We start from the raw sequence: 21,916 nt of genomic DNA, 5'->3' as shown, positions 1-21,916 counted from the left end.
ACTGTCATGCGCGGCGCGTCTCTTTTCTGAACTGCGTAGTGCCCTTGCAGTTCGGATACTGCGAGCATGACCAGAACGGCCCAGATTTGCCCTTCCGCTTGATCATTGAGGCATTGCAAATGGGGCAGGCCGGGCCGGCTTCGACCGGTATCGACAAGTTGAGCGCTCCATAGTGTTCGACCAACTTAGCAATCCAGTTCGCCTGCTTTGCGACGAACGCCTCCAAGGTCAGACGTCCCGCTTCGATTTCCTCAAGCGCCTGCTCCCAGATCGCGGTCATGCCAGGATCCGCAACTGCAGCGGGTACCGCCTCGATCAGGGTATGGGCCGCCGCCGTAGCTATTAACGCGCGTTTTTTCTTCAGTAAATAACCGCGATCAATCAACCCTTTGATAATGCCAGCTCGTGTGGCTTCGGTTCCGATACCGGTGGTGTCCCGAAGTTTCTGTTTCAGGCGTGGGTCGTTGACAAGCTTGGCGACGTTTTTCATCGCCTTGATCAGATCACCCTCGGTGAGAGGTTTAGGAGCGGCAGTTCGCATGGACTTGAGTTCGACATTGTCCACTGCGCACTGCGTGCCCTGTTGCAAGATGGGTAAGATTTGGGATTTGTGACTGGGCTCATCCTCCTCGGTGTTTTCGGAGAGCAAGCTTTTCCAGCCCTGGACCAAGATCAGTTTGCCCACAGCGGTCAATCGTTCTTCGCCACACGCCAGTTCGACCTGGGTCCGATCAAACTCATGATGCGGAAGAAACTGCGCTAGGTAGTGGCTACGGATCAGTTCGTAGACATGGCGTTCTTGTTCGGACATCCGCACCAGGTTTGCCGGTTCGGTGGTGGGGATGATGCCGTGGTGCGCGGTGACCTTGGCATTGTTCCATGCGCGGGAGCGCAGTGATTGATCGAGGCCCCCGAATGCAGGTTTGAGTGCAGGATCCGTTTTGAGCAGGGCATTGAGTACCGCGGGTGCCTCGTTGAGCATATTCTCTGGCAAATAGCGGCAATCGCTGCGCGGGTAGGTGGTGGCTTTGTGGGTTTCATACAGGGCTTGGGCGATGTTCAGGGTTTCCTGGACGCCGAGCCCCAGCTCACGCGAGCAGACTTCCTGCAACGTGCTTAGGTCGAAGGGCAGGGGCGGCGGTTCTCGGAAATGCTCAGTATGTAACGAGATTACCGTGGCGGACTTCTCGTCGGTGATTGTTTGGACCGCGTGATGGGCAAGCACTTGTTGTAGGCAACGCCCCGACTCGTCCCGTCCTGAGCATGGCGGTAACCACGACGCGATGAATCGCTGGCCCATCGACGATAGGTGTACCTCAATGTTCCAGTAAGGTACCGGGACGAAGCCGACAATCGCACGATCCCGATCGACCACCAGACGTAAGGTGGGTGTCTGGACGCGCCCCACTGACAAAACGCCGTCGTAGCCTGCCCGCCGACCAAGAAGGGTAAACAAACGACTGAGGTTCATGCCAATCAGCCAGTCGGCACGGCTGCGGGCGAGGGCCGAGTGATAGAGCGGGAAGGTCTCCTGACCAGACTTCAGCGAGGTCAGTGCCCTGCGAATCGATGCTTCGTTGAGTGCGGACAGCCAGAGGCGCTGAACAGCGCCTTGGTACTGGCAGAGCTCCAATAATTCGCGGGCAATCATCTCACCTTCGCGGTCGGCGTCGGTTGCGATGACAACGGTGGTGGCTTCGCTGAGCAGGCGTTTGATGATTTTGAACTGCGCGGCAGTCTTGGGTTTGACCTGCACTTGCCACTGCGCCGGAATGATCGGTAGATGGTCCAACGACCAGTTCTTGTATTGAGTGCCGTAGGCTTCAGGCGGGGCCGTTTCCAGTAGGTGGCCGATACACCATGTGACAGTTGTCTCGGGGCCGATCAGGCAACCATCGCCACGCTGGATGGCTCCGAGAACCTTGGCGATGTCACGACCCTGGGAAGGTTTTTCGCAGAGGAAGAGGCGCATATAACTACTCCGGATTGAGTTCGGAGCAGCGTTGTTCGAAGTAGCAGGGGCGAGATATGAGAAACCCGAATGGCAGGTTCCTCATATTAGTCGGTGAGGGCGGCTTTGAGTTGGCTGAAGCTGCTACCTTTGGAGCGTTTGTAAATGGGTGGGGGACTTCATGAGCAGCGAGCAATGACAGGCCTGGAACTTCGCGCAGAGGCGCAATTTTTATGCCTGAAGTCGTTCAGGCCTTAGGTGATTGACCTCTGTGTTTCTTGGGTTTCGACGTCGGTGAACTGCCCTGTTCTGTATTTTGAGAGGCCGCCGTTTCACTGGAGCGTTCCCGTATGAGCACACTGTGCACCCGGTGAGGCAGGATGCCGACTCGACGGGCCTCGATCTTGAAGGTCACCCGCGCATTGTCTTCGCTGTCCTCCCACTCATCGCGCACCGTACGACCTTCGACCAGTACGCGCATGCCTTTCTGGTACAGCGTGCTCCAGTGTTCAGCCTCACGGTGCCAGAGCTCAACCGGCGCCCAATAGCCGCCCCGATCCTCATAGCTGCCCTCGCGTGGGATGGGGTTGTCGAAGTACACATTCAGCCGTAGCAAACGCCGTGGCTCGTCATTGCCTGAGGCGAACTCCTGGAACTCTGGCGCACTGCCGATATTGCCTTCGCCGACGAAAAAAGTACTCATCGTGTTTTCTCCACTGCGGGTGTGAACTGGCGCAGCAACTGTTCGGCACTGGCCATTTTGATCGCGCAGGTCGTAGCCTGGCGGTAGAGCGAATGCACCACACTCATCTGAAGGTTTAGTGCGATACGCGCGCATTCGAAACGGTGTAATTCCTTTCGTACGATCTGCGGCAATGCTTTGTTGGAGATCTGACGTTCCCAAACCGCCACACCCATGCGAGAAAAATCACGGGTGCGCCAACGCAAAAAGGTGCTGCCCGCGCTGGTCTTCTGCAGCACCAATCGTATCTTCAATAGCGAGTACGGCGGCTGCCCGGCCTGCTGCACGACAGCCTCCATCAGGCGACATAACTGCGCCTCGATTTCCCTCGCCACCTGCGCCAGGTGCTCCAACTCCCCCTTACCCTTAAAAGGTTTTAAAAGGCCTTTTAGGGAGGCTGCGTGTTCGAGCTGCCGATAGGCATCCGGTGTCAACGCTTCGAAGGGCATTGGTTGAATCGGGGTCATGGGATTCACGCGTCAGCCTCCGGCTCATTCACGGTCACAGACGGACCATCCACGTCCTCTGCCAACGCGTCAGCGTCATCCACTGCTACAGCACCACGGCGAATGATCGGCGGCGCAAACTGAGAACGGCGATGCCCCTCAAGGATGTCCATCGGGGGCAATCCATACTTCTCCACGGCCGCCAGTGCGCGAGCATTATTTGCGGCCATATCATCGCGTGTAACGCCAGCATGTCTATAACGTTGCGCCTGGCCGAACAAGCTGCGTAACAGGTGGGCGCCGTCGTCGATCCACGCTTCCATGTCTCTTCGGCCGATCAAGGCGGTGTGATGGGCCAATAGGGTATGGCGTACCAGAGTGTCGTAATCGGTTAGCAGGTAGACGGCTAGAAAACCCAGCTGACTACCGATGTACAATGGCAAAGTAACGGGGTGGATGTTGAGGTTGTCCCCCATGTCGATCTGTGTCGGCAGGTCCTGTCTTATTCGGTCTAACTGTTGAGTCAGTTCCAGCATTCCAGCCTTTGCCTGCATCAATTTTTCTTCGAGCTGCACGATGGCCCAATCTGCATAGGGATCGTCCTGAGCCGCAGTTTGTTTGATCAGGTTGGTGACACTGATGTAACCGGCCATACCCATGATCGAGTGGACGCCTTCGCGTGCGGCTCGACCTTGCCAGATACGGGCTGCATGGTGGGTATGCAGGGTCAGGGTGATGCTGCTGCGCAATGAACCCAGATTGAGTTGATAGTGATCGGCCATGGTGTTGTCCTCGCATTGGCTTGGACGGGACGTTGCGACAAATGAGGGTCAAGGACAGCCAAAAAGCTGAATGCGGTCTATTCGGTTTGGTGAGAGAGGGCAAATACCTGACGTCTACGTTTATTGGAACTACGCCCAGGCGTTTCCCTAAACGTTCCATGGTTCGGTCCGATATTTTTCGTAGATTGGAACGCTATGGATTTGATGCCACTGGCATCAAATCTACTGACGTCCACTGCCTCCACGCAGTTGGCGCAGCTCATTTAGGCACGCTTGGGCGAGGGCTGATGCAGGTTCGCCCTTTTTTCGAGATGGCCGCGAGGGGGCGGTTGGGGGCGGTTCTGCGATGGGTGATGGTTCGGCCTGACTTGCCCAAGGACGAAAGTCGCCCTTCAGCGCACGTTGGGCCAAGCCCATCAGATAGGCAGCTGGCTTGCGTATACCACCGGCCGCACAGCGTGCCCCCGCTTCGTTAAGCACCGCCTGCTGATCCGCTGGGTTGAGCTTGTTCAGCGCCACGGCGATGGCCTGACGTTCGCTTGGGTTTAGGCGCAGCGAAGTGGGCCAGTGCAGGTTATCCACAGTAGAGGTCGCGCGCGGTACTGTACATTTACTTTCTTTTAATACAGTACAGGCAGCGTTCGGATTCCGAACGGTGCTGGAAACGTTAGGGTTCAAGCCTGATTCGGAATCCGAACGAGGGCCTGCACGATTCCGAACGCGGTGATCTTCCCTCTGTTCGGAATCGTGGAATGCATCACCGGGTGGCTGACCCACGCCTTGCTGCGTCCACTGTTCGCCCCAACTTTCGAGCCGCGTCGGTAATCGACCCTGATCGATATTTATGTCCTGTCGGACCTCCTCCACAATGTGCTGAGCGACAATACGTACTGCCTTTGTCGCATGTCCGAGGGCATGTCCGACCAGTTCTAGGTAATCCTGATCGAGCTCCATGGCTTCGGCGGGGGTTAACGGCTCATCGTGCAGAACGTACAAAGAACCTTGTAGCCGCCCGCTGATTTGATCGCGACCGCGGCTAACCAAACTGAGCCAACGAGTGAGCCTGAGCATCGTCAACACGCGTGCAATGGTTTCACGCGAGGCTGACGCACCGTAGGGCACGCTCGAGAGGTAAGGCTGCAAATCCTCATAGCGTGGCGTAACCACGCCCTGGCCTTGCAGCATGAGCCGAAATACCTGCCAAGCATTTCGCTCCAATGGCGTCAGCCGATTATCCAACAGCAGCCGACGTGGCACGACTTCGTGTGATTGGCCACTAAACAGAAAGCCAGCCTGTAGAGCCTGGTTGGAGGGCTGTTCAGTGGTAGGGCGTGCTGGCCAGCGCTCATGCAGCTGCTGTGTGCATTGCTGCAGGACACGTTGCCAGCGACTGGAAGGAATAGCATTCATGTTTTGTTGCTGTACTGGTCGATTTGCTGCCAAACGATGGTCAAGCTGATCTGCTGTTCTTCGGCAAGCATCATCATGGCGTCGAGTTTATCCTCGGTGCCGTCCTCTGTTCGTATTTGGCACCAACGTTGCCACAACGCATGCTCCTGCGCTTCGCTTAAATGTTGGGGGCGGCCTTTACGAGTTTCTATCTTGAGTAGACGCCGACGCATGGCTGTTTCCGAATGCGCCAAGCCAAAACACTGGTACATAATGGTGCTGCTGGCGCCGAGTTTGAGCGCTCGGTTGATCAACCGTTCGTTCTGTTCGTCGCGTTCAGCTTGTTCAATCAAACGATGCAGCACTGGCGAGTCAATCTTGACCTCAAGCCAAGGGACAGTGGCATGGGCCAGGCGCGATAGCGTGGTCGGTGGTAAGGATTGCAGCACGAAGATGTCATCCTCACTCAGTCCAAGTGCCTTGCAGCGTTGCAGGTTGCCCAGGCGTAGTTCGTGCAGTACCTGGGTTAGCATGGCTTGATTGAGCATATTGAAGGACAAGTTCATCTCAGCTCCTCCGGTGAGTTTTTGTCTTCAGAGATGAGTGTTAAGTCGATTAGACGCCGGGCCAGGCGGATCAGGCGAAACAGTTTGATTAACAGACTGTCAGGCAGTCGCTCCAGACCCACGTCCGTGACTGGTCGATCTGGCAGATAGAGTTGATAGACCCCTAACAACAGTTGCCCGAACAGTGCGGAAGGTATTTGCTTGCGGTCCTCCCAGTTCACCTCGTCTTGAGCCCTTAATAGGGCCAGGAGCATTAGGTGAACGCCGGTCGAGCGAGGTGCTGAAAGATCAAGTCGCTCAATGTCTAGGGTGAAGCCCAAGCCAAGCTTTTGATCAATGATGCTCTCGGCATCTCCGGCATAGGCCGCCATTTCCCGAGCCAGTCCAGCAATGGCTAAACGCAGTTGTTCGGGCGTATCCAGCGTTGGTGCGATGGTCCAGAGGTCGTCGATTGTGCAGGTTTCGAATGAAGACCCCGCTTCGGTAATGATCTCGCGATCGATTTGCTCACGAATTTGTTGAACGCGTGATAGGTGACGGACCGCAGGTAAAGTATTTGTTTCGGGTGCTCTGAGCAGTTCTTCTGGATTTGGCTCTACCTTGCTCTTGGCATCAGTTGATTCGGGGTTGGTGTCGGAGGAGGGGCGGGCTGCCGTGGCTTCATGTACGCTTTGCGGATAGATGCTCTTGGAGGGCGTGGTCGTTACAGCCCCGGGCGTGGAGACGACCCGTTGGGTATCGCTCAGCTCCAGGGCCAGCATACGGTAGGACTGTCCGAGCAAGTGGCTCATGCGTTCGAGCAATTCGTCCTGGATCTGCTCAAGATCAAAGGATTCAGGATCACCATCGAAGTAGCCCATGGTCTCCAGCCAGAACTCTGCAAACGCGACTGTGGCGGTTGGATAGCTGTTCCAGGTTCGCTCAGCCTGACTACGTAGACCGATCAGACGTTCTATCTGAGGCTTACCCAAGCCGGCATACAGAGTTTGTGGAATGGCGGGTAATAAGTGTTCGAGGGTGTCCAGCATCCGGCTGATATGCGACTGCGAAACCGGATAGCCTCCAGCGGCAAGACGTCGAGCCAGCTCCCGTTGTGAGAGCTCTGGGCCATCCGACTCAAGCATGGTTTTGAGTTTGGCTACTGCCAGGGCCCTTTCGATGAACGTGAGTTGGCCGTGCAGGTCGCTTTCCGCTAGATGGCCGAGTAGGGCGTTGGTTTCATTGCTCCAAGGTCGGAACAGGCAGTGAATCCGAAAGAAACGCTCGTCGCGCGTTTCCTGCCACAGCTCGCCGAGAATCGCTAAGCGCGTATTACCGCCGTTGCGGATGATGAAAGAGGTTTCACCCGGGCGGCGGGTAATCGGTGGCGGTTGATCCAGCCCGCGTTCACGGATCGACGCCTTGATATCGTCATAAAGCGGATTACGAATGAAGCGTGGGTTGTGCTCGTAGGGGCGTAACTGTTCCAGAGTGACCAGCATGGGAGTGTCGATGTCTGGATCGGACAGTCGCTCCAGTCCAGGACCTTGAGTGAAGTGGTCCTGGTGCAGCTTGCCGGTGATTTCCTCCTGACTGAGCTTCTTCATCTGAACCGCCTCGATCAACGCCGGCTACGCAAATGGTCACCGACCTCGAATTTTACGATTTCGGCAGTCCCTGAACCTTCGAAATGTTGGGAGAGTTCTGCGAGGAACCACACCATGGCCGAGCGCCCCCCTTGCAAACGAAAAACCACGGTGCAGTACTTCTCGCAAGCCGCGTCGCGTGGTCGAATGGAAGGCTGAACGACGATAGGAAACTGATCCAACATTAGAAAGCTCCTTACCAAGCCCTGCTGGGCTCAAGGCTGATCAAACAAAAATAAATTGGTGAAATGCTGATTGGGCGATTTGTTTTATCGAGGCTTCGCACACCTCATTACCGATGAGATCGCTTCGCGCCATTCAGGGAATAATTCGATGGCCAGCGCCTGCATGATTTCTAACGCACACTGCGAGCGTCGGCGTTTACTCGACGGGCACTTATCTATTCGGTGGACCGGTAAGCCGAGGGATGCGGCATTGATATATGCCACCCGGTCCGGGATCACGGTGTCTAGCACCGAGATATTGGTAGCTTCTGCGAAAGTCTCACGCAGGCTCCGGATGATCATCCGGGTGTCCACTCGATTGACGTTCACCTGGTTCAGTAAGAGCCGTAAGGGCGGCGGGTCGATGCCTAGGTGGCGAAACGGTTCGAGCTCACTCAGTAGCTTCAAGGTGCCACGGCGCATTTCGCGGGCAGCGAGCATTTCTGGCGTGATGGGAGAGAGGGCGAGATCGGAGGCCAGGATGGCCATTTCCAGCAGTACACTGCGTGCTCCCTGAGTATCGATCAAAAGCAGGTCATAATTGAGACACAGCTCGTTGAGCAAATTGTGCAGGCGTAGTCGCCCGTCAGGGGCATGCAGCAACAATGTGCTCAGTCGACCTTGATCGTCGTTGGAGAAAATCAGGTCGAGACCGACGACTGCAGTCCTAGAAATTATTCGTTCAGGTATTGTTAGATTGAGTGCAATGAGCTCGTACGCACCTGCCTGCGCTTTCTGGCTCAATGAATAATAACTGGAGAGGGTAGGTTGGCTATCCAGATCCAAGAGCAGAACACGCAGACCAGCATCGGCCAACAGGCCACCGAGGTTCGCCGCTACTGTAGTTTTGCCTACGCCACCCTTGGTGGAAACCACCGAGACCACGTGCATCACCCTCACTCCTGTCCCGAAAGGCGTTCTGCAATCCAGTGCTCGATTTCCAGTGAGTCCCAGCCAACTGCGCGCAATCCGATACGCTTCGCCCGCGGAAACTTGCCTTCCTTCATCAGGTTGTAAATGTGCGCACGTTTGAAGCCGGTTTTTTGCTCGACCTCCTCACGGCGCATGATGTAGCGCGGTAGTTGAGATGTTTCAACGACGGGTTCAGATTGGCTGGACATGCTAGTCACTCCTGGCGCCAATTGGCGCGTGGTGGGAAGTGACATGGATTGAATCGCACCACGGCGGATGAGTCATTGCGTTGCAATCAACCCTATTGCAACGCAATTGGCTCGATCAGGTATTTTTTTTGAGGCTACGATTGGCCACGGCAAACTTTTCATCCAACGTGCGCTTGCTGAGGCCGGGCACATCTTTGTGACGAGCGACAATGGCATCAACGATGGCTGCTTGATTCGTGAATACCGAAAGAGGTTTTCCGGCGGGCGAATGGTCCAAAAGAAGGCTGACCAATGCCCCAATGATATTGTGATAGGTCAGCTCACTACGCTCGCTGAGTTGACCATTCGTTTTGGCCAACGCTTTGAGATCATCTCTTTCAAGTCCAATCGACTGGAGTTCTCCCAAGATTTCTTGAATGTGTTGCTGTTGCGCTTTCAACGCTCTCGATAACTCGTCTCGATCTGCTTTTACTGAAAGAAAAGTTCCGAGACTGACCTTTGCAGATGTACCCTCACCGGACTCGAATAAAAAGCTGGGCTTATGGTCGGGGTAGTGAATCTCCATCCAACGGCGTAAGTCCGAATGGCGGATGGTCAGCTGATAGGGCTCTACATAGCTTCCCAAAGGAACAGGAATGCCAAGGCAGCCGTACGGCAGTTCACCATTGCGTATGGCGTCTAAAATCCTTTCGAAAGCGATGTGAAGATTGGGCCATTGGGGGAATAGGACTGCAAGGTTCTCGGGACGAGACCAATCCTCCTGGACAATTTTGGCTTCGTAGCGAGTGAGATTGCACCAGCGCAATGCTGCATCTATAGGGCGATAGAAGCTTTTGCTATGCGGATTGAAAACATAAACAGTCATAACGTGATGGACCTCCGTTCCTAATGGATAGGCCTCTCACCGATTATCTATAAATTTAAACTAGCTAATCATGCTAGTTGTCCCCCAGTCGAGCAATTCGGTGAGGTCATTCCATTTCCAGTTAAACGAGTTTTTATCCGATTTTAAAGTTCACTTCTCCGATCACTCTGGATCTTCATTGAAGAATATTTGTATTCATTGATAGATGTAGAAACCACGCCCACTTTTACGACCTAGATAACCTGCGGCAACCATTTCCTTGAGTAACTGCGGCGGCCGATATTTAGGGTCGTCGAAGCCTTGGTGGAAACTTTCCATGATTGCCAGCATGGTATCCAGACCTATCAGGTCGGCAAGCGCCAGCGGACCGATAGGATGGTTACAGCCCAATTGCATACCCGTATCGATGTCCTTGGCACAGGCCAATCCTTCCTGCAAGACGAAGATCGCTTCGTTAATCATCGGGCACAGGATTCGGTTGACGACAAAGCCTGGGCTGTTGCGCACCGTCACTGCACTTTTGCCAATGTGTTCAGCCAGTTTGATTGCCAGGGCATGGGTTACATCCGAGGTTTGTATACCGCGTATGACTTCAACCAATGCCATCAGGGGAACTGGATTAAAAAAGTGCAGGCCTATAAAGCGGCTCGGCTGGGTAACGACTGCCGCTAACTCGGTAATCGACAGCGAAGATGTGTTGGTTGCTATAATGCAGTGATCACTCACGACGCTATCAATCTGTTTGAGAATGCGCTTCTTCAGTTCCAGATTCTCAGTGGCCGCCTCAATCACCAGACCGGCAGCGCTTAGTACGGCATAGTCGGTGCCTGGTGATATTCGGGCGAGGGCATCCTGTTTGTCTTTGGGACTAATGCTTTCCTTGCGGACCTGGCGCTCCAGGTTTGCAGTGAGAGTCGCCACTCCTTTTTCCAGCGCCTCGTCGCTGACATCAAGCAGAGCGACATTGATGCCTGCCAGCGCACAGATTTGCGCGATTGCGTTACCCATCGTGCCCGCGCCAATCACTGCGATATGTTGAATGCTCACGAATATTTCCTCATACACGCTCAAAAATAGCAGCGATACCTTGACCGCCGCCGATACACATGGTGACTAAGGCATAACGACCGCCAATACGATGCAGTTCATGAATGGCTTTGGTGGCAATGATCGCTCCGGTTGCCCCTACCGGGTGGCCAAGGGAAATCCCTGAGCCATTAGGGTTGACCTTCGCCGGGTCCAACTGCAGTTCCTGATTAACCGCGCAGGCTTGGGCGGCGAACGCGATGTTGGCTTCGATAACGTCTAGATCTGCAATCGTCAGGCCGGCACGCTTCAATGCCAGACGTGTAGCCGGAATGGGGCCTAATCCCATCAGCTCGGGTTCTACTCCCGCGTGGGCGTAGGTAACCAGACGGGCGAGAGGACGCAGATTATTAGCCCGTACCGCTGCGCCGGTGGCCATTACCAGTGCTGCGGCGCCATCGTTAAGTCCTGAGGCGTTACCAGCAGTGACCGAACCGTCCTTCTTGAACGCCGGCTTCATCTGCGCCAGTTGTTCTGTAGAGGTGAGCCGAGGGTATTCGTCGACGTCGAACACTTGCGTGCCTTTTCGAGTACGTATTTCAACGGCAGCGATTTGCTCGATGAACCGGCCGTTCTCGATGGCGCGAAACGCACGCGTCTGATCTTCCATGGCTAATGCATCTTGCATTTCGCGACTGATGTTATTGCGTACCGCGATGTTCTCGGCAGTGATGCCCATGTGGATGCCATGAAAGGGGTCATGCAGGATGCCGAGCATGTAGTCGACAGCCTGGATGTTGCCCATTCGTGCGCCCCAGCGAGCGGCGGGCAAGAGGTAGGGGCCTCGGCTCATGGACTCGACCCCGGCGCCTATGGCGATTTCGGCGTCACCCAGCAAGAGCGTCTGTGCCGCCGAGATGATGGCTTGCAGTCCTGAACCGCATAAACGGTTAACGTTAAACGCGGGTGTTTCTTTCGGGATGCCGGCGTTCATCGCGGCCACTCTGGAAATGTAAGCATCCTGTGGTTCGGTGGGAATAACATTGCCCATCACCACATGGTCGACCTGCGCCGGATCGACGCCGCTTCGTTGCAATGCTGCCTTAACGGCGGTGGTGGCTAAATCCGCCATCGGCACGTCTTTGAGAGATCCGCCAAAAGAACCAATGGCGGTCCGTGTAGCGCTGACGATAAATACTTCAGTGGAACTCATGCTTGATCCTTGTTCTTATGGCAACTGCTCATGGGGTCATGGCGCGGTGATGCAGTGGCATCACTCAGCAAAGTCAGGTGCGTTCAAAAATCGCCGCCAGCCCCTGACCTCCGCCGATGCACATGGTCTCCAGCCCATACCGACCTTTGCGCCGCTCCAGTTCATGGAGCAGAGTGCTGAGCATGCGCACACCGGTCGCACCGATTGGATGGCCCAGTGAAATGCCCGAACCGTTGACGTTGAGTCGATCCGGATCATTCCAACCCCACCCCTTGAGCACCGAGAGTGCCTGGCAGGCGAACGCTTCGTTGAGCTCAATCAGATCCATTTGGTCCAGGGTCAGTCCTGTCCTTGCCATCAGCTTTTGCACGGCAGGCACCGGACCGATGCCCATCATCGCAGGATGGCAACCGCTGGCTGCCCAGCCGGCTAGAAAGCCCATCGGCTTGAGACCTAACTCTTCAAGCTTGTCTTCCGCTACGATCAAGCACGCCGCCGCCGCATCGTTTTGCTGGCTTGAATTGCCTGCCGTAACTGTTCCGTCCTTGATCAGCGGGCGTAATTTACCCAGTGAAATCAGGCTCGAGTCAGCACGAAAGCCTTCATCGCGGTCGAACAAAATTGGTTCGCCCTTGCGTTGTGGCACGCTGATAGGCACGACCTCGTCATTGAAACGACCATCGCTCCACGCCTGGGCGGCGCGCTGATGACTGCGCAAGGCAAAAGCATCTGCTTCCTCTCGGCTGATGTGGTATTCCCGAGCGAGGTTCTCGGCCGTTTCGATCATTCCCGATATCTGGCCAAAGCGTTCCTCGGGTTGCGAGCGTTCACGTCCACGTTCGAGTCGATCATGCATCGTTACACTGCCGGCGCGTGAGCCCCAGCGCATATCGGTCGAGTAATATTCAATGTTGCTCATGCTTTCTACGCCGCCGGCCAGTACGACATCGGCGGCCCCCGTCTGAACCATCATGGCGGCAGTAATGACCGCTTGCAGGCCACCTCCGCAGCGACGATCGAGTTGCATGCCGGGGACTTCGGTGGGCAGCCCGGCCTGCAACCCAATCCAGCGTCCAATGCATGGTGTTTCACTGCTGGCGTAGGACTGAGCAAAAACGATGTCCTCGATACGGGCTGGATCCAGACCTGTCCGCTCCAGTATCGCCTTGACGACATGAGCGCCCAGCACTTCGACGGACACCGTCCGCAGAGTGCCGCCAAAGGTTCCAACAGGGGTGCGTAAGGGCGCAACGATCGCGGCACGTCTCATCACTTATTTCTCCAGGTAAGGCCTGCCTTTAGAGGCCGGCGGCTTGTTCCAGTTGTTCGCGAAAATCGGGGTGGGCAATGTCCAGCATCTTTGAGCGGCGCTGGCTGATACTCAGGCCTCGCAGATCAGCTACGCCGTATTCGGTGACGATCAGGCCCGCGTCGCTGCGCGGGGTACTGACAGGACCGTTGATGCGCGAGACGATGCGGCTGTGGCTCCCGGAAACGGAAGGCAGCGCAATAATGGGTAAACCACCCCGGGACCGCCGTGCACCACGGAGGAAATCCAGTGCGCCGCCGACAGCGCCAATATAGGTACCGCCAGCTGTTTCAGCGTTTATCTGGCCGCTCAGGTCGACTTCGATGGCCGAATTCAGCGCCACGAAACGCTCCAGGCTGCCCAGCACCTGCAGGTCATGCGTGTAAGCCGTCGAGCGCATCTGGATGGCTGAGTTGCAATGGGCGAAACGGTTCAGGCGGTGACTGCCCATGAGCACACCAGCGATTGTGGCGCCACGATCGACGGTTTTGTGTGCGTTGTTGATCACACCTTTTTCCATCAGGTCGACGACGCCATCACCGATTGCACCGGAATGCACCCCCAGATTGCGATGGTTGCCGAGGGCGCTAAGGATCGCTTCGGGAATGACCCCTAGGCCGAACTGCAAAGTGGAACCGTCCTCGATCAAGCCAGCGACCCGATTGGCAATTGCCTGTTCGACCTGACCGGGCTTCGACGCAGGGCTTTCAAGCGGCGACCGCGAAGTCTCCACCATGCAATCAATGTCTTCTTCGTACAGATAGCGCTCACCGAAGGTCCAGGGCGCGTGCTGATTAACCTCAGCGATGATCACGCGAGCGTGCTCAAGCGCTGGCAGCAGGTATTCATGGGCCAGACTCAGGCTGTAACGGCCGTGCTGATCGGGAGGCGCAAGTTGCAGCAACAGCACATCGATCTTTAACGAACCGTCGCGGATCATTTCGGGAAACTGCGAGTAATGACAGGGCAGGATATCCAGCACACCGGCCTTCGCCAGTGCGCGATTCGCTCCACCGCCACAGTAGGAAAGAAAGCTGACGTGATCGGCATGTTCCGGCCGACAGGTGTCGCTGTTGCTGATGCCGAGCATGACTCGGAACTGGCCTATTGCAGCCCGTTGCTCCATCAATGCTTGCGTCAGGGGAAGAGGCTCGGCATTCGCCTGACCCCAAAGGACGGTATCACCGGGCAGGATCCAACGGGACAGGTCGATGCGTTCGACGGAGGTATGCAGAGTCATGACTTCATTCGTTATTGTGAACTGCATTCAGAATAGCATGGTGCTGAGGACACGCCGCAAGTGCTTTTTCAACGCCAACAAAAAAGCCCTCACACAGTGAGGGCTTTTTTGCACGGCAGCGAATCTCAGCTCATGGCGATGAAGTTCTTGCCGTTTTCATACATGATTTTGCGTTGTTCTTCGACGCTGCAGTTGGTCAATGCCTCACCAATGAAGTCGGCCGGGGTCGGTACACCCTCGGCGTGGGGATAATCGGAGCCGGTGATGATCCAATCGGCGCTGCCGGTTTGATCGATCAGGCTGCGAATGTTGTCTTCCGGGTAGGCGACTACACCCACGTGGCGTTTGAAGATTGCGCTTGGGCGCTCTTTCAACTGCCCTGCTGGCCATAGACCCATCTTCGCCATGCCGCGGACTTTGTCCATTTTCACCAGCATGTTTGGGACCCACTCGGCACCGTTCTCGGCCGAAAGCAGCTTGATGTTCGGGAAACGTTCGAAGAAGTTCCAGAAGATGAAGTTCGAGATGGTCTCGATCACCGGGCGTTCACTGTAGCCGTGCATCCAGACGAACGCCGACTGGCGCATCCGCGATTGCTGCATCAACTCGCCCCAGACCGCCATGTGGTGTTTGAGGTAGATGGCTTCCGAGACGTGATAGACGACACGTACATGCGCTTCATTGAGAATTGACCAGAAGCGGTCGTAGTAAGGATCGGCAGGAGAGCGACCGATTTCGTTCGGGCCCATTGGCATCAGCACCAGACGGGCGCCGTTCTTGACCACGAACTCGGCTTCTTTAATGGCCGAATCGATGTCGGCCAGGGAAATGAGCGGGGCCGAGTAGATCCGATCGGAGTGATTGAATTTCCACTCGTCAAGCATCCAGCGGTTATAGGCATGCAACACCCCTGCCGCAGGCTTGGGGTCGTCGAGGTAGCTGACCGCCGCGACCATGTTGCCGCAGTACATGAAGCAGCCTTCCACGCCAAACTCGTCCATTTTTTTCAGACGGTCTGCGGCGTTGTACATATCCGGCGTCATGTCGACGCGCATTTCTACTTCACCATGACCATCTTTCATTGCGCGCAACCATTCATGCAGCTTGCCAGGTGGCGGTACCTTGCCGTCGGCGGTGAAGTAACCGGCGCTGACCTCCACCTTCTTCTGACCTACATAAAGCGCGTACTCGCCGTCGGCGCCGACACGCCACTGAAAGCTCCAATCCTTTTCCAATTCCTTGGGCAGGTAACGACTCCAGGAGTCGGGTTGCTCGTAGATATGCGTATCGCCGTCGAAAATCGCGCCTGTGTACGTGGTCATCACTAATCTCCGGTTGCTTTTTTATGAACGGTGTTCACACTTGTGTGCGTTGGGTCATTCTTATAGAAAGGTCCGGTATGTGCAAACGCAATATCGTATTTCGCACGATTGATATCATATCGATATTGATCTCACAGAAAATTTTCGCCTCAAGGGCCCATGCTTCACCCGATGTACACATAAACCAGACTGACGAGATCTGGTTTCTGTTGGAGTGGCTGACACAATCATCAGGGATGCCCTGTAGCGCTGAAGACCGTGCGTATGTTTATATTTGTGTACGGCGTTCATTTTGTTGCCTTTTGGCGGCTGCCGTATCTGCTCACTGCATCCCATGAGGTTTACATGGCACATCTGCCCGCTTTTCCAACTGTCGCGAAGGTGATGGTCACGCTTTTCATTGAAGGAACTCCTGAGTTTATCGACGATTTTCTGGTGATCTGCGTCCCTTCGCCGACACTCCGTCCTCAGGAAGTGGCAACGGCCGAACTGTATTTCGACACCTTGCTCGCCAAGCCTGGTTCTTTAGCGTACGCCAGTCGTGACGTTTCAAACCACCAACAGGCATGGCAGAGCGGCGAAACCCGCTCCCAAAGTAGCCGCGTAAAAGCACTGATAAAGGACACGAGTGCTCCGACCAGCAAGCGCCGCCAGTTGGAAGTAGATTTCAGAATGGAAGCTGAACTTCAGCCTGCCACGGTCAAGGCGGCTGAGTTGTTCCTGATTCGCTTGCTCAAACAGCATTTTCCCAATGGCAGCATTGCAGCCAGCTGGCGGGCCGACCTTAGCGACGGGACGATCTGGTACGGGGACACGCAATTCGCCTATAACTTGATCCAGCCGGGCGTTGCCGGCCTGCACCCCGATGTTCACGCCGGTCTGGTCGAGCACTTTTCAGCCCCGCGTTGGAGCGCAATCTGATTTCCCCCAAGTCCCTTTGAGCAGGTATCAATAATGGAACTGCGGCAGCTCAGACACTTCATCGTGGTGGCCGAAGAGTTGCATTTCGGTCGAGCGGCCACGCGGCTTGGAATGGCGCAACCCCCTCTTAGCCAATCCATTCAGCGGTTGGAAGAGTCACTGGATGCGCGCTTGCTGGACCGTACCAGCCGACAAGTCAGTTTGACGCCTGCTGGCAAAGTCCTGCAGCGAGAGGCCATGACTATCATTGCTCAGGTTGATTTTGCCGAGCAGGCAGTACGCCGCCAGGCGCGGGGAGAATTGAGCCGAATGCGCATCGCGTTCTCACCGATGAGCGCGATGCGGATCTTGCCGGCGGCGGTCAAGGTGTTCAATGAGCGCTGGCCCAATATCGAAGTCCACCTTGATGAACAGCTCAGCACCCAACAGATCGAGGGGTTGCGTAACGGTAGCCTGGACATCGGCATTCTCAACCGCAACGTTGTCAATACCGACGGCCTTGACGTCAGAGTCATTGAGTATTCCCGAGTCATTGCGGCGGTACCCGCCAGGTGGAAGCTGGGGGACGAGAATGGAACATTGCGGCTGGCAGAATTCGCCGGTCATTCGTTTGTGCTGTCGCCGCAGCATCTGACACCTCACTTTCATACGGCACTCGAGTCCGCGTGTCGTAACGCCGGGTTTTCGCCCAAGCGCATTCAACAAGTTGCGCAGCCGTACAGCATGTTCAATCTGGTCGCCAATGAGCTGGGGATCGGTTTCGTGCAGGACACTGCGCGACACCTGCCGATAGAAGGTGTGCGATTCGTCACGGTGCGAGACCTGCCTGATTCGATGCATGGTGAAGCAGCGGTCGCCTGGGTGCCTCGTGCATTGACCCCGGCCCTGCGGGCGATGATCAGCCTGATCGAACGCATTGCCGAGCGTGAGCGTGCAGCACCCGACGAAGGGCTAGCCGATCATTCAGTGTGAGTGGATGACCCTCGCGCGACGCAATGCGGCAATCTCCTGTTCGCGATAACCCAGCGCCGACAATATCGTTGTGTTGTCCTCACCCAAACGCGGTACGCGCAGGTTCGGAGTGCCGGGTTCTTCCTGGAATTTGAGTGGCGTGCCAATGTGCTCACGGCCTTGATTATCGACAAGGAGCATCTGTCGCGCTTGGGTCTGGGGATGCTTGAGGGCGTCCCGGAAATCGAGCACTGGCGCGGCACTGATGCCACGCGTCTCCAGCCAGGGCAGCCAATAGGTTCGCGGCTGCGTGCTGAAAACCTCTGCAAGGAAGGCATGCACGGACCCTTGGTCACCGCTCGTCGCTCCTGTGGCGACATCGATCAGATCCGCTCGACCCAGAGGCCTCAGCAGGTTTTCGCAGAACACGCGCTCCCGGCCCCCCAGGCAAAGCCACAGGCCGTCAGAGGTACGGTAAGCGCTGCACATTGCCAGACCCTGGTTCTCCTCGGGGTTGCCCGTACGGGTGCGGAAGGGCTGCGCCGGCAAAAGGCAGTCCCGCATGGCTATGTCGATGCGTTCACCGCGACCGTTGCTGCGGGCGCTGAGCAATGCCATCAGAATCGCGACTAACCCGTTCAGTGCGCCGGCCAGCGCCGCAGTGGGCAGGCAGTCGGTCACCGGCGTTGCGTCATCGGCCAAGGGGAGGGAGCCTCCATACGCCTGAACAACGCTGTCATGGGCCGGGGTGTCACGCAAGGGGCCGGTTTGGCCAAAGGCACTCAATGAGCAGTAGATCAACCGGGGATTGCGCTGGCGCAGCGTCTCGTAATCCATGCCAAGACGTTCGGCCACGCCCGGACGAAATGACTCGACCAGCACATCGGCGTCTTCGACCAGACGGTAGAGGATCTCCTTGGCGGCGAAGCGCTTAAGGTCCAGGGACAGGCTGTATTTGCCCCGGTTGCAACTGGCAAAGAATCCCACGGTTGCAGCAGCCAGATCAGGATTGTCGCGGTGTTCATGCTGACGGGTCGGGTCGCCGCCGTGGGATTCGATCTTGATTACCTCGGCGCCATGGTCGGCCATCATCCCTGTCAGGACGGAACCGGGCATGAACTGTGTCAGGTCCAAGACTTTTACGCCGTTGAGTTTCATCGCAGCTCCAGAGCAAGGCGGGCGTTTCAGGGGGTTTTCCATGTTGTGCCGCCCTTTAGCTTGCTGGCCGCCAGCGCCTTCTTTTCCAGTTGTTGGGCATTGGCCAGCGAGCTGCGCGCGCCATCATCCAGTACACGTTTGACCGTGCCCACCAGATGAGCGTCGTGGCTTGCGATGCATTCTGCAAGGCCCTGCACGTAAGCGAGTAAGGTCTCTGGTGCCTGCAATTCGTTGACAAGCCCGATGCGCAGCGCCGTTTCGGCGTCGATCGGCTGGCCGGTCAGGCTCAGCTGTTTGCCCCACCGCACGCCAACAGCGAAAGGCAAGCGTGATGTCGCACCGCTTCCCGACAACGCGCCGATTTTGGTATGGGTGTCGGCAAACCGAGCCAGTGTGGAGGCAATGATGAAATCGCAGCCCAAGGCCAGTTCCAGCCCGCCGGTCATGGCCGCTCCGTTCACGGCGGAGATAATTGGCTTGCTCAGGTTGGGCACCAAGTCGAGCAGTGCCGCGACTTCATGGCGAGGTGCATCGGGTGCTGAAAAGTCTTTGAGGTCGAGCCCGGCGCAAAATGCCGGGCCACTCCCGGTCAAGGTGGCCACGCGCAACTCGGGATCATTCTCGAACGCCGTCAGCGCCAGGATCAGCGCCCGGGCCAGTTCCAGATTAAGCGCATTGCGCGCTGCCGGGCGGTTCAGGGTCAGTGCCAGCACACCGTTACTTCGGGATTGGATCAGAACGTCAGTCGTCATACAGAGTGCCTGTCGACCAGTGCCAATGCGTTGAGACGCCGCATGGCTTGCATTGCGTCGTCGAGCATTTCATCGAAGATGAGTTCGACTGGTTTGATGGCATCGGCAAAAATCACAGCGGGTCCATAGTCCAGCATGCCCTTACTGCTGTCCCCCGAGGCGTAGGCCTGGGTGGCAAGAGCGCCGATCACATGCGGACGGTATTGTTCGAAGTCGGTTACCTGGGCTTCATCCAGCTCGATCACGGCCCGAGCACTGTCGTTGTGCAATACCCGGTGGTGGTCGCGGATGGCTTTCTTGACCACTACGCTTTCGCTGCCATCCCCCCTCACTACCAGCTGTTTGTAGTGCTCATGAATGTTCAACTCTTCAGCCACCAACATGCGCGAGCCCATGATCACTGCATCGGCCCCCATGGCAAGGGTCGCAGCGACTTGCTTACCCGTGCCGATACCGCCGCCGATGATCACCGGCAGATCAATGACGGCGGGGCCATGTGCACCCTGGACCATGCTGCTGATGCCGAATATACCCGGGTGTCCTCCGCAGTCATTCCCGACAATGATCACGGCATCGACGCCAAAACGGGCAGCTGTATGGGCGTATTTCACGGCGGGCACCTTGTGCAGAATCTTGATCCCGGCTTCTTTAAGGCGCGCAATGATGGGTTGCGGACTGGCCCCGGCGGTCTCCACGCACATCACTTCTTCGTCGATAAGAATTTGCAACTGACGGCCCAGGCGCTCGGCACCGCCGGCTTGGCGGGAAATGTAGAGGTTTACGCCAAAAGGCATTCCACCGGTCAATGCTTTGCAGGTACGCAGCTGATCACGAAATTCGTCGGGGTCGGGAAAGCCGGCGGCGACGATAAAACCCATGCCGCCGGCCCTGACGACAGCGGCCACGTAGCGCGAATCAGACACTTTGGGCCCCATGCCGCCGCACAGAATGGGGTGGCGGATACCGAGCATTTCGGTAATCCGCGTCTTGAACAGAGCTTCACGCATTGAGAGTCTCCGGGTTATCGTCAGGTTCAGATATCGCCGTTGAGCGGCTTGTTCAGGTACTTGAATGTGCCGCTGGCGGTGGCAATCAATTGGCCCTCAAGGTCATATAAATCACCTTCGCAAAATGCCAGAGAGCGAGTCCCGTGGCGCAAGCGGCCGCTGGCGCGCAAGGTTGCGCCAACCGCGCCACCGGGGCGGATGAAGTTGCATTTCATCTCCACGGTGACACTGGAGCGATCAAGGTCATCGCCATGCCGGGCGGCGCTGGCCATTGCCATGTCGAGCAACGTCATGATCAAGCCCCCATGTGCCTGCATGCCGCCGTTCATGTGCTTTCTATCGAGATTTACCACCATGGTTGCGCCTTTATCCTGGCGTTCGACCAGAACGCTCAAGTGATCGAGAAAAGGTACTTCCATGCGGTATTCGGAATAGGGCATCAGCGTTGCGCTATCTTCTTTTATGCTCATGGCCCCGCCCTCAGCGATGTTTAAACACAGCAGCGCGTTTTTCGCTGAAGGCTGCCATCCCTTCTTTCTGATCCTCAGTGCCGAAAGTGACGTAGGACATGCGGCGCTCGTACATCACACCTTCTGTCAGGGAGCTTTCGAACGCTCGGTTGACGCATTCCTTGGCAATCATCGAGACCGGTAGCGAGAAACTGGCAATTTTCTTCGCCAGCAGCAGCGCTTGATCCAGCAGCTCGGCGACGGGTAGCACCTGACTGACCAATCCACAGTGTTCGGCCTCTTCGGCGAGCATGGGACGCCCGCTCAGGATCATTTCCATGGCCTTGGATTTGCCAATGGCGCGGGTCAGCCGCTGCGTACCGCCGGCGCCGGGAATCGTGGCGAGGGTGATTTCCGGCAAGGCGAAGCGGGCGTTGTCGGCAGCGAGGATGATGTCGCACATCATCGCCAGCTCGCAGCCGCCACCCAATGCCAAACCGGCGACTGCCGCCACAACCGGTTTACGACAGCGCGTCGCGCGCTCCCAATTGGCCGTGATGAACTGGCGTTTGAACACGTTCATCATGTCCCACTCGCGCATCATCTTGATGTCTGCCCCGGCGGCGAACGCCTTGTCACTGCCAGTGATGACAATCGCTCCAATAGCGTCGTCAGCTTCGAAAGCATCGAGTGCCAGTGTCAGTTCATCCATCAACTGATCGTTGAGGGCGTTGTAGGCTTCGGGGCGGTTCAAGCGGATCAGGCCGACCCGGTCATGCACCTCAAGGATCAGCGTGTGCGGGGTCAAGTGTTGATAGCTCATGTCTGGCTCCAGGTTGCTGGACGTCGCAAGGACG

Annotated in this window: 23 protein-coding genes; 2 read left to right on the top strand and 21 right to left on the bottom strand. The window is 56.6% G+C overall.

Going from position 1 to position 21,916, the window contains the following annotated elements; translation table 11 throughout:
• Positions 1–4 precede the first annotated feature (4 nt).
• The 16 genes from AD670_RS20275 to AD670_RS20205 all read right to left on the bottom strand — a co-directional run bounded on the left by AD670_RS20275 (position 5) and on the right by AD670_RS20205 (position 15,821).
• On the bottom strand, positions 5–1,972 hold the full coding sequence (locus AD670_RS20275; RefSeq protein WP_053136406.1) for a DNA topoisomerase III: 1,968 nt from the start codon (positions 1,970–1,972) through the stop codon (positions 5–7).
• Positions 1,973–2,198: 226 nt separating this feature from the next.
• Positions 2,199–2,654, bottom strand: a complete 456-nt coding sequence (locus AD670_RS20270; RefSeq protein WP_053136403.1) for a single-stranded DNA-binding protein — start codon at positions 2,652–2,654, stop codon at positions 2,199–2,201.
• Positions 2,651–3,169 (bottom strand): DUF3158 family protein, encoded by a 519-nt coding sequence (locus AD670_RS20265; protein WP_053136400.1) that lies wholly within the window; start codon positions 3,167–3,169, stop codon positions 2,651–2,653. The genes AD670_RS20270 and AD670_RS20265 overlap by 4 nt, the downstream gene beginning before the upstream one ends.
• Positions 3,166–3,921, bottom strand: coding sequence for a PFL_4669 family integrating conjugative element protein (locus tag AD670_RS20260; RefSeq protein ID WP_053136396.1), 756 nt, complete (start codon positions 3,919–3,921; stop codon positions 3,166–3,168). The genes AD670_RS20265 and AD670_RS20260 overlap by 4 nt, the downstream gene beginning before the upstream one ends.
• Before the next feature lie 222 nt (positions 3,922–4,143).
• The gene (locus AD670_RS31060; RefSeq protein ID WP_082341011.1) at positions 4,144–5,331 is read right to left on the bottom strand and encodes an STY4528 family pathogenicity island replication protein; all 1,188 of its coding nucleotides are present in this window, start codon (positions 5,329–5,331) and stop codon (positions 4,144–4,146) included.
• Positions 5,328–5,876: a DUF2857 domain-containing protein gene (locus AD670_RS20255; protein ID WP_017530160.1), complete on the bottom strand. Its 549-nt coding sequence runs from the start codon at positions 5,874–5,876 to the stop codon at positions 5,328–5,330. Before AD670_RS20255 ends, AD670_RS31060 begins: the two co-directional genes overlap by 4 nt.
• On the bottom strand, positions 5,873–7,462 hold the full coding sequence (locus AD670_RS20250; protein WP_053136393.1) for a ParB family protein: 1,590 nt from the start codon (positions 7,460–7,462) through the stop codon (positions 5,873–5,875). The genes AD670_RS20255 and AD670_RS20250 overlap by 4 nt, the downstream gene beginning before the upstream one ends.
• A 14-nt stretch (positions 7,463–7,476) precedes the next feature.
• Positions 7,477–7,686 (bottom strand): hypothetical protein, encoded by a 210-nt coding sequence (locus AD670_RS32325; RefSeq protein WP_053136391.1) that lies wholly within the window; start codon positions 7,684–7,686, stop codon positions 7,477–7,479.
• 84 nt (positions 7,687–7,770) lie between these two features.
• On the bottom strand, positions 7,771–8,616 hold the full coding sequence (locus tag AD670_RS20240) for a ParA family protein (RefSeq protein WP_053136389.1): 846 nt from the start codon (positions 8,614–8,616) through the stop codon (positions 7,771–7,773).
• A gap of 5 nt (positions 8,617–8,621) precedes the next feature.
• Entirely contained in the window at positions 8,622–8,846 is a 225-nt protein-coding gene (locus tag AD670_RS20235) for an AlpA family transcriptional regulator (protein WP_053136385.1), read from the bottom strand.
• A 115-nt stretch (positions 8,847–8,961) separates the two neighbouring features.
• Positions 8,962–9,711 carry a hypothetical protein gene (locus tag AD670_RS20230; RefSeq protein ID WP_053136383.1) on the bottom strand — a complete coding sequence of 250 codons (750 nt, stop codon included), beginning with the start codon at positions 9,709–9,711 and terminating at the stop codon, positions 8,962–8,964.
• Between the two features lie 195 nt (positions 9,712–9,906).
• On the bottom strand, positions 9,907–10,758 hold the full coding sequence (locus AD670_RS20225; RefSeq protein ID WP_053136381.1) for a 3-hydroxybutyryl-CoA dehydrogenase: 852 nt from the start codon (positions 10,756–10,758) through the stop codon (positions 9,907–9,909).
• A gap of 10 nt (positions 10,759–10,768) precedes the next feature.
• A complete protein-coding gene (locus tag AD670_RS20220; protein ID WP_053136379.1) occupies positions 10,769–11,950 on the bottom strand; it encodes an acetyl-CoA C-acyltransferase family protein in 1,182 nt (393 codons plus the stop codon).
• 73 nt (positions 11,951–12,023) lie between these two features.
• Complete coding sequence (locus AD670_RS20215) at positions 12,024–13,220, bottom strand: acetyl-CoA C-acetyltransferase (RefSeq protein ID WP_053136377.1); 1,197 nt, start codon at positions 13,218–13,220, stop codon at positions 12,024–12,026.
• A 28-nt stretch (positions 13,221–13,248) separates the two neighbouring features.
• On the bottom strand, positions 13,249–14,499 hold the full coding sequence (locus tag AD670_RS20210; protein ID WP_053136374.1) for an acetyl-CoA hydrolase/transferase family protein: 1,251 nt from the start codon (positions 14,497–14,499) through the stop codon (positions 13,249–13,251).
• Between the two features lie 125 nt (positions 14,500–14,624).
• Positions 14,625–15,821 carry an amidohydrolase family protein gene (locus tag AD670_RS20205; protein WP_053136371.1) on the bottom strand — a complete coding sequence of 399 codons (1,197 nt, stop codon included), beginning with the start codon at positions 15,819–15,821 and terminating at the stop codon, positions 14,625–14,627.
• A 264-nt stretch (positions 15,822–16,085) separates the two neighbouring features.
• On the opposite strand from AD670_RS20205, the gene AD670_RS20200 reads away from it, so the two are divergent.
• Positions 16,086–16,742 carry a hypothetical protein gene (locus tag AD670_RS20200; RefSeq protein WP_053136370.1) on the top strand — a complete coding sequence of 219 codons (657 nt, stop codon included), beginning with the start codon at positions 16,086–16,088 and terminating at the stop codon, positions 16,740–16,742.
• A gap of 33 nt (positions 16,743–16,775) precedes the next feature.
• Complete coding sequence (locus AD670_RS20195) at positions 16,776–17,714, top strand: LysR substrate-binding domain-containing protein (protein ID WP_053136367.1); 939 nt, start codon at positions 16,776–16,778, stop codon at positions 17,712–17,714.
• Here the strand turns inward: AD670_RS20195 and AD670_RS20190 are convergent.
• The 5 genes from AD670_RS20190 to AD670_RS20170 are packed head-to-tail and all read right to left on the bottom strand — an operon-like array spanning position 17,706 to position 21,882.
• Positions 17,706–18,851, bottom strand: a complete 1,146-nt coding sequence (locus AD670_RS20190) for a CaiB/BaiF CoA-transferase family protein (protein ID WP_053136365.1) — start codon at positions 18,849–18,851, stop codon at positions 17,706–17,708. The genes AD670_RS20195 and AD670_RS20190 overlap by 9 nt on opposite strands.
• A 26-nt stretch (positions 18,852–18,877) precedes the next feature.
• A complete protein-coding gene (locus AD670_RS20185) occupies positions 18,878–19,564 on the bottom strand; it encodes an enoyl-CoA hydratase-related protein (protein WP_218187635.1) in 687 nt (228 codons plus the stop codon).
• Positions 19,565–19,599: 35 nt separating this feature from the next.
• Positions 19,600–20,610: a nitronate monooxygenase family protein gene (locus AD670_RS20180; protein ID WP_053136357.1), complete on the bottom strand. Its 1,011-nt coding sequence runs from the start codon at positions 20,608–20,610 to the stop codon at positions 19,600–19,602.
• A gap of 26 nt (positions 20,611–20,636) precedes the next feature.
• The gene (locus AD670_RS20175) at positions 20,637–21,080 is read right to left on the bottom strand and encodes a PaaI family thioesterase (protein ID WP_082341009.1); all 444 of its coding nucleotides are present in this window, start codon (positions 21,078–21,080) and stop codon (positions 20,637–20,639) included.
• Positions 21,081–21,090: 10 nt separating this feature from the next.
• Positions 21,091–21,882, bottom strand: coding sequence for an enoyl-CoA hydratase (locus AD670_RS20170; protein WP_053136350.1), 792 nt, complete (start codon positions 21,880–21,882; stop codon positions 21,091–21,093).
• Positions 21,883–21,916 lie beyond the last annotated feature (34 nt).

This window comes from Pseudomonas sp. MIACH (assembly GCF_001269925.1).
GTDB lineage: Bacteria > Pseudomonadota > Gammaproteobacteria > Pseudomonadales > Pseudomonadaceae > Aquipseudomonas.
Note: the sequence above shows the minus strand (reverse complement) of the source record. Positions and strands in the feature narration are given on the sequence as shown.

What these genes read in the sequence shown, in the direction of transcription:
- AD670_RS31060 (WP_082341011.1), bottom strand. Translation starts at nt 5,331, where the DNA reads ATGAATGCTATTCCTTCCAGTCGCTGGCAACGTGTCCTGCAGCAATGC.
- AD670_RS20170 (WP_053136350.1), bottom strand. Translation starts at nt 21,882, where the DNA reads ATGAGCTATCAACACTTGACCCCGCACACGCTGATCCTTGAGGTGCAT.
- AD670_RS32325 (WP_053136391.1), bottom strand. Translation starts at nt 7,686, where the DNA reads ATGTTGGATCAGTTTCCTATCGTCGTTCAGCCTTCCATTCGACCACGC.
- AD670_RS20180 (WP_053136357.1), bottom strand. Translation starts at nt 20,610, where the DNA reads ATGCGTGAAGCTCTGTTCAAGACGCGGATTACCGAAATGCTCGGTATC.
- AD670_RS20190 (WP_053136365.1), bottom strand. Translation starts at nt 18,851, where the DNA reads ATGAAACTCAACGGCGTAAAAGTCTTGGACCTGACACAGTTCATGCCC.
- AD670_RS20250 (WP_053136393.1), bottom strand. Translation starts at nt 7,462, where the DNA reads ATGAAGAAGCTCAGTCAGGAGGAAATCACCGGCAAGCTGCACCAGGAC.
- AD670_RS20215 (WP_053136377.1), bottom strand. Translation starts at nt 13,220, where the DNA reads ATGAGACGTGCCGCGATCGTTGCGCCCTTACGCACCCCTGTTGGAACC.
- AD670_RS20195 (WP_053136367.1), top strand. Translation starts at nt 16,776, where the DNA reads ATGGAACTGCGGCAGCTCAGACACTTCATCGTGGTGGCCGAAGAGTTG.
- AD670_RS20220 (WP_053136379.1), bottom strand. Translation starts at nt 11,950, where the DNA reads ATGAGTTCCACTGAAGTATTTATCGTCAGCGCTACACGGACCGCCATT.
- AD670_RS20275 (WP_053136406.1), bottom strand. Translation starts at nt 1,972, where the DNA reads ATGCGCCTCTTCCTCTGCGAAAAACCTTCCCAGGGTCGTGACATCGCC.
- AD670_RS20270 (WP_053136403.1), bottom strand. Translation starts at nt 2,654, where the DNA reads ATGAGTACTTTTTTCGTCGGCGAAGGCAATATCGGCAGTGCGCCAGAG.
- AD670_RS20205 (WP_053136371.1), bottom strand. Translation starts at nt 15,821, where the DNA reads ATGACCACGTACACAGGCGCGATTTTCGACGGCGATACGCATATCTAC.
- AD670_RS20200 (WP_053136370.1), top strand. Translation starts at nt 16,086, where the DNA reads ATGTTTATATTTGTGTACGGCGTTCATTTTGTTGCCTTTTGGCGGCTG.
- AD670_RS20235 (WP_053136385.1), bottom strand. Translation starts at nt 8,846, where the DNA reads ATGTCCAGCCAATCTGAACCCGTCGTTGAAACATCTCAACTACCGCGC.
- AD670_RS20175 (WP_082341009.1), bottom strand. Translation starts at nt 21,080, where the DNA reads ATGAGCATAAAAGAAGATAGCGCAACGCTGATGCCCTATTCCGAATAC.
- AD670_RS20255 (WP_017530160.1), bottom strand. Translation starts at nt 5,876, where the DNA reads ATGAACTTGTCCTTCAATATGCTCAATCAAGCCATGCTAACCCAGGTA.
- AD670_RS20240 (WP_053136389.1), bottom strand. Translation starts at nt 8,616, where the DNA reads ATGCACGTGGTCTCGGTGGTTTCCACCAAGGGTGGCGTAGGCAAAACT.
- AD670_RS20230 (WP_053136383.1), bottom strand. Translation starts at nt 9,711, where the DNA reads ATGACTGTTTATGTTTTCAATCCGCATAGCAAAAGCTTCTATCGCCCT.
- AD670_RS20210 (WP_053136374.1), bottom strand. Translation starts at nt 14,499, where the DNA reads ATGACTCTGCATACCTCCGTCGAACGCATCGACCTGTCCCGTTGGATC.
- AD670_RS20260 (WP_053136396.1), bottom strand. Translation starts at nt 3,921, where the DNA reads ATGGCCGATCACTATCAACTCAATCTGGGTTCATTGCGCAGCAGCATC.